This window comes from Sporosarcina sp. E16_3, from assembly GCF_017347125.1.
GTDB lineage: Bacteria > Bacillota > Bacilli > Bacillales_A > Planococcaceae > Sporosarcina.
The window spans coordinates 21,348-27,575 of the sequence record NZ_JADPRX010000041.1; the positions used below are offsets into that span (position 1 = coordinate 21,348).

5 protein-coding genes are annotated in these 6,228 nt (G+C 41.1%); 2 read left to right on the forward strand and 3 right to left on the reverse strand.

Annotated elements, in window-relative coordinates; genetic code table 11:
- Positions 1-46: 46 nt before the first annotated feature.
- Positions 47-709 (forward strand): ribonuclease H family protein, encoded by a 663-nt coding sequence (locus tag I2483_RS17425; protein ID WP_186670954.1) that lies wholly within the window; start codon positions 47-49, stop codon positions 707-709.
- A 390-nt stretch (positions 710-1,099) separates the two neighbouring features.
- A complete protein-coding gene (locus tag I2483_RS17430; RefSeq protein ID WP_207278387.1) occupies positions 1,100-1,561 on the forward strand; it encodes a hypothetical protein in 462 nt (153 codons plus the stop codon).
- 149 nt (positions 1,562-1,710) lie between these two features.
- On the opposite strand, the gene I2483_RS17435 is transcribed toward I2483_RS17430, so the two are convergent.
- From I2483_RS17435 to I2483_RS17445, 3 genes are all read right to left on the reverse strand, one after another.
- Entirely contained in the window at positions 1,711-2,211 is a 501-nt protein-coding gene (locus I2483_RS17435; RefSeq protein ID WP_207278388.1) for a GNAT family N-acetyltransferase, read from the reverse strand.
- Between the two features lie 60 nt (positions 2,212-2,271).
- Positions 2,272-3,720 carry a DEAD/DEAH box helicase gene (locus I2483_RS17440; RefSeq protein ID WP_207278389.1) on the reverse strand — a complete coding sequence of 483 codons (1,449 nt, stop codon included), beginning with the start codon at positions 3,718-3,720 and terminating at the stop codon, positions 2,272-2,274.
- A gap of 138 nt (positions 3,721-3,858) precedes the next feature.
- A complete protein-coding gene (locus I2483_RS17445) occupies positions 3,859-5,334 on the reverse strand; it encodes a protein adenylyltransferase SelO (protein WP_207278390.1) in 1,476 nt (491 codons plus the stop codon).
- Positions 5,335-6,228: the final 894 nt, after the last annotated feature.

Below are 6,228 nucleotides of genomic sequence, written 5' to 3' on the forward strand. Positions count from 1 at the left end.
ATGAAATGACTAGATAGACAGACTTACTGATATAGGAGGAATGGTTATGAATGTTCTCATCGAATGGATTTACAGATTATCGAGAGGCTCGGAAACCGTCTTTCGCTCTGAAGAGATGCCGGCAGCGCAAGCACTAGTGATTGCGGAAGACCTGGAGCGGACTGGGCGTACCAAAAGCGTAACATTCGTTGATCGCTTCGACAGCACGTGGTCGGTCAAAGAGATGAAGGGCTATTTGAAAGGAATCGAAACCGAACCACATAACATCACGGTTTATTTCGACGGTGGCTTCGACCGCGAGACAAGTTCATCGGGTATGGGTTGCGTTATTTATTATGAGCAGAGTGGGAAATCCTACAGGCTGCGGCGAAATGCACCTTCTGCCGAACTCACATCTAATAATGAGGCTGAATATGCGGCACTCTACTTATGCCTGCAGGAGCTTGAGCTTTTAAATGTCCATCATCTACCGGTCCAATTCATCGGCGATTCCCAGGTGGTGATTAACCAGCTGACCGAGGAATGGCCGACATTCGAAAATGTTCTGTCGGGCTGGGCAGACCGGATAGAAGAAAAGCTGAAAGAGCTCGGCATCCAACCTGAGTATAAACTTGTGCAGCGGAAATTAAATTCAGAAGCGGATCGGCTGGCAACACAGGCGCTTAATGGAGTCTTGATTACGGCAACGAGTGAAATCACAGAGGATTAGTGAGTGCAAAAAATCAATGTAAAGAATACCTCTAAACAGTCATGAAAGTCTAGCTTTCATGACTGTTTATTAGATATACATGAGATTGAAGTCGGTAATTCTTCGTGAGATTCCATTAAATTGTTTTTTCATCCTGCCGTTTTGTTTGCGAAAACTGCAATCACCAGTCAACTATGAATAAATTGGCAAGAGTCATTTTTTCATAGTTCGAAATTAATTTAAAGTAAAAACAACTTTCCCCATCGCCTTCCCCCGTTGTCAAATAATGCTCCAACTTTTGATAAAAATCATTATTCCCGTAAAATAAATTCCTGGAAAGCAGGACAACTTGTAACACTTTTCAACAATTTTAATATAGTAGTAATAGCGTACATGCAAGGAGGTGAGAAAATGAGTGATTATAAAAATGAAGACAAGTCTGGGTATTACCATGATTACACATCTAATGTTAATCATAGACGCAGGTGTGAAGACCCATGTAATGATCATCCTAGATTAAAACCTATGGTATTAACTACAGGTGTATTAAATACAGTTGTTGACCAAACAGCAGCTCATATTGAAGTGGCTAACCTTGATCCAACTAAAACATTTCAAGTAAGGGTACAAGTTATCAATTGGAATAGTGGTAGCCCAGTAATCCTGCTCAATCAATTAGTAACTCTTTTACCAAATCAACACAAAAACTTAAGTCAAGCAGTTAACCCGTTCCACTATGAAGTTAGAATTTTTCATCCTGGAAGTCCAAATGTTATTGCCAATACTTTTGCAATAAATGCAGCGACTTTAACTCTTCCCGGTTTAACCTTCAACCAAAAAGACCTTATGAAGTTAAATGTACCATTCATTTAATTTCAAATCCCCCCAAAACAACCCAGAAGTACCTCATACTTCTGGGTTGTTTTTTCAGTACCCATTAGCATTGCAGCCATAGGTACTAAAAAAACATGATTGTTTAAAGTTTCACGGTCATTTTCAAGATTGGGACAACATCCATGCAATTATCTCTCTATCCAAAAACGCCGAACCACCATTCCATCTTCTTCAATAAAGCTTTTGTCTTCAATGCCGCCATTCTTCACTATCGTTTTTGCAGATCCAATATTGTCATCATTACAAGTTACCAGTACCCGATCGATTTCAAGTTCATCGCATTTCTTCAATGCCTCTGCAAGAATCAGTGTCGCATAACCTTTCCTTCTTTCCGTAGGTCTCACACCATACCCTATATGTCCGCCGACATTATGTAAATAATCTGTCAGACTATGCCTTATGTCAACCATCGCTAGCACTCTATCAGTATCATCTACCAAGAAATAGTTAGTGCTAGGCACCCACTTTCCGTACCCACTTTCCCGGATTTCCAGCGCATCCAAATAAACTTCATAGTTCTCGTAACCAGCTAAATTAAAACTGCTCGGCGTCATCCGAGGTTCATCCCACTCTTTCAAATAATCTTCATGCTCGTTTTTCCATTCGATGGATGGTCTTACCAATCGCATTGCCAGTTCCCCTTCCCATTTTTATTAGTTACTTGGTACTAATTGCTCACCTTTAAAAAATCAAATTCTTTTAGCCTTGCTAACTTTAAGCTTCTTTCCTTTAATCGTAGCTTCTTTCATGGCCTGCAAAACTAATGAACCTCTGCCATTCAGAATATCCACATAAGTCAACTCATCCTGAATCGTAATAAGTCCAATATCATCTGCTGTTACGCCGGGAAGTTTCGCAATTGTCCCAACAAAATCTACGGCACGAAGCTTTTTCTTTTTTCCGCCGTTGAAATGGAGTTTCATGACATCCTTGTTTGATTGTACTTGAATTGTATTTTGGGATTTCTGACGACCACTGACTTTTTCCTCGAATGCATTTTTTCCAACGACTACTTTCTGCTGTGTCGCCGCTTCCCGGGTAGCAATCCGAAAGCCAATGTATGCTTCAATTGCTTTAAGTGTTTTGCTGTCACTCGGGGTTGCAAACGTTATTGCTTTTCCATTATGACCAGCACGACCGGTTCTGCCAGTTCGATGAACATAGCTCTCTTTTTCCATGGGAACGTCATAGTTAATCACGAGTGTTATTTTAGCTACATCGATTCCCCTTGCGGCCACATCAGTCGCTACAAGATAACGGAAATTCCCCATTTTGAAGCCTTCCATAACTGCAAATCGGTCTTCTTGTACAATTCCACCGTGAATTTTCTCACAAGAATAGTTTGATCTTTCCAATTCTTTAAACACGGCGTCCACATTCCTTTTAGTTCTGCAGAAGATAATACAGCTATCAGGGTTTTCAACAACAGTAACATTTTTCAGCAATGACATTTTCCCAGCCTCATTCACTTCAATTACACGATGTTCAATCGTACTCGTTGTGATTCCCGTAGAAGCAATTTGAATAGAAATAGGGGTTTTCATATAGTTATGGCAAAGTTTTTCAACAGCTTTAGGAAATGTAGCAGAAAATACCATCGTTACTCTATTTAACGGAAGTTTTTTTATGATAGCTTCTACTTGGGTGACAAAGCCCATGGCCAGCATTTCATCTGCTTCATCTATAATCAGGTATTTTATTTCATCTATACGTAATGTTCCTCTTTCAATATGGTCCATCACACGCCCAGGTGTACCCACGACAATATGCGTTTTTCGTTCCAACGCTTCCTCTTGTTTACTAAAGGATTCTTTGCCGTAAACCGCCATAGCTCTAATTCTTTTAACTCTCCCGATAGCTGTTACATCCTCTTGAACTTGAACGGCAAGCTCTCGGGTAGGTGTGAGAATTAATGCCTGTGGAGTTTCCTTTTTCCAATCAATCATTTCACAAAGAGGGATACCAAAAGATGCCGTCTTGCCACTACCCGTTTGAGATTTCACTATGAGATCCTGGTTTTCAAGCGCCCTCGGTATGACTTCACTTTGAACCTCTGTAGGCGTTTCATATTTCAAGAAAACAAGAGCTCTTTTTATTTCATCGCTTAATTTATAATCTTCAAAACTTCTTTCATTCATATAAGTAACCTCATTTATTATTATTTGACCCTATTTTTTTATAATTAAGTGTAGCATCATACCTGGTGCCAGTTACCGACATAATTCATGTTCTTTGAATTGTAGCAGCAGCTAGCACCGGATTTTAAAAGCAAATTATTAAGTACCGCAAAAGGTTTGGTATGGGCTTATTGAGTGCACAGGAAGAGTGGAATAATCATCCTGGCCAGGAGTGTACGCATACGGACTTGAAAGAACTTCAAGTAGCCGCTCCATCACACCGTAATCACCTTTGTTCACGGCAGCTTCTAGTGCAGCTTCTACCCGATGGTTCCGTGGGATTAGTGCAGGATTGCTGTCTCGCATCAACTGCCCAGAGCTGACCTTCGATTCCTGCTGCCGGCCTAGTCTTGCCTGCCATAACTCATGCCATCCGGCAAATTCCGGAGTCTTAAAAAGGGCCAAATCTCCCAAGTTATCAAAGGTTAATGCGCGGAAAGTATTCGTATAATCAGCTCGATTCTTCTCCATCATATGAAGAAGGTCTTCAATAAGGGATTCATCCTCAATCTCTTCATTAAATAACCCCAGCTTCGCTCTCATTCCCTTAAGCCAATTCGCGTGATACTGCTCTGGAAAATCTGAAATAGCATCCTGCGCCAGTTTGGCACCCTCCGCATACTCTTCATGCAGTAGTGGGATTAGCGTTTCAGCGAATCGCGCCAGATTCCACCCGACAATATTCGGCTGATTGCCATAGGCATAACGACCTTGGACGTCTATAGAACTGAAAACCGTTTCCGCGTCATAGGTATCCATGAATGCACATGGACCATAATCGATGGTCTCCCCACTTATCGTCATGTTATCGGTATTCATCACTCCGTGGATAAAACCAACCAATTGCCATTTGGCAACCAAGGCGGCCTGTCGCTTGATCACTTCCTGAAGTAGCTCAAGGTAGCGATTATCATCCGCTTCAACGTCAGGGAAATGGCGCACTAGTGCATAGTCAGCCAGAGCTCGAAGCTCCTCATCCGTGCCCCATTTTGCAACGTATTGAAAAGTTCCAAAGCGCAGATGACTGGCAGCCACACGAGTCATAATGGCGCCAGGAAGGTCGGTTTCACGGATGATAGTCTCACCGGTTGTCACCACCGCTAGACAACGTGTCGTAGGAATACCAAGCGCATACATAGCTTCACTAATGATATATTCACGCAGCATCGGTCCAAGTGCCGCCCGGCCATCGCCACCGCGAGAATAAGGTGTTCGGCCCGAACCTTTAAGCTGAATATCAAACCGTTCACCTAAAGGCGTAATCTGTTCGCCAATTAACATGGCCCGGCCGTCCCCTAGCCTTGCAAAATGCCCAAATTGATGCCCCGCGTAGGCTTGAGCAAGCGGCAAAGCGCCTTCAGGAACCTCGTTACCAGCAAATATCACAATGCCCTCCTTGCTTCGAATCGATTCGATATTCAATCCAAGGGATGTCGCCAAAGAATCATTAACTATAATTAACTCCGGAGTGCTTACAGGATTTGGATCTATTATTGTGAAAAGCATTTCTGGCAGATGAGCATAACTGTTGTCTAAGTTCCATCCCGCATCTATCGCTTCATTTCTCTTCATCATCGGTTCGCCTACTTTCTTTACGCATTTATTTATTTGCAAGTTCATCACTAGTAGTATCCACTTCTGATAATTCATTATACCCTATATATTTCTTCTAAATAACGCACCAATTCTTGTTGTCCTTCCGCTTTCAATTGGATATCACTTTCATATCCTCGTCTAAGTTTTGAATTTCAGAGTATAGTGTTAATACCTGTTAGTGTAATCTACTTTTTTAACCTGTTAAACTTAATTAAATGAGCTACTATTCTGTTGACGATTATTTCGAATTCAAACTGGGGGGAATTAAGATGCGGAAAAAAGAATATCAAAATCAAAGAACAGTAAACGTACTCAAAAAAGGCATTAGTTTCGGAACTTGTCTTTCCATGGTTATTTCATACACAGCATACAAGTCAATTGGTTGGGCAATTATACATGGTTGTTTGAGCTGGCTTTACGTTATATATTACTTCATTAAATATGCACCTAGTTTGTTCTAGATTTTAGCTTAAATACAATCGTTAAGAGTATCTGCGTGACAAACAATCGTGATTCGCACCAAAAGATGGCACTTTGGTACCAAGACAATCATGTCAATTTAGAACAAACCTGATTGAGTAAGTGCTTGTCACGATAAAACTATCTAGTAACACTTTTTCATTCCGTAGAACACATAACTATAATCATCCAAACTGATACTTTAAAATAGGCCACCCCTTTGCCAAAGAAGACAAATGAAGACAAAGGACAACATTAAAACTCTATTCTAGTATGTAATAGAATAGAGTTTTCACCAATTCATATTAAATTGACACACCTTCTTACAACTGCGTTTGTTCTTGGAGCTTTGCCGCAAGATATTTACGCGCATCGGCGGTCAGAATCTGCAAACAAACTTCTTCTTCCTGCCGT